Source organism: Oleiphilus sp. HI0123 (genome assembly GCF_001635315.1).
This window is the reverse complement of record NZ_LWGE01000807.1, coordinates 1-530: the sequence shown is the minus strand read 5'-3', so window position 1 is coordinate 530 and position 530 is coordinate 1. Positions and strand designations below refer to the sequence as shown.

1 protein-coding gene is annotated in these 530 nt (G+C 44.7%); it reads right to left on the bottom strand.

Going from position 1 to position 530, the window contains the following annotated elements:
• Positions 1-61: 61 nt before the first annotated feature.
• Positions 62-439 (bottom strand): DUF2237 family protein, encoded by a 378-nt coding sequence (locus A3761_RS07030; RefSeq protein ID WP_068510255.1) that lies wholly within the window; start codon positions 437-439, stop codon positions 62-64.
• Between the last annotated feature and the right edge of the window lie 91 nt (positions 440-530).

Here is a 530-nt window from a genome sequence, read left to right as displayed (position 1 = left end):
AGCACTATTATTTAGGCCGTCTAGATCAGTCAAAAAGTGCTGCAAGCACCGAGACAGAGACTTAATTTAGGTCTGCCGCATAAGGCTTTAGCCGCTCCAAGGGAATGACTTCCAAGGCTTTTATGTGCGTTTTAGTTAAGTGAACTCTGGGTGCCATACCATCTTCTTGAGCTTGCAACCAACGAACCGCGCATAGACACCAGGTATCGCCGGGATTCAAGCCGGGAAAGCCGTATTCAGGCACTGGTGTAGACAGGTCGTTCCCTTTAAACCTGGAATATTCTAAGAAGTCTTTAGACGCTTCGATACAAACCGTATGTGAACCTGTGTCTGCTTCACAGGTATTACATTTTCCATCTCGATAATACCCTGTGACGGGGTCGCTTCCACATAGTTCCAAGACTTCGCCAAGTACATTTACTGATTCGTCCATATCCATATTGCTTCTCCGCTTACTAACTGTTTAAGCTTTTGACTATTGATGCATTCATCGCATTGAGCCTTAGTCTTCCAAATGTCTAACCGAATAA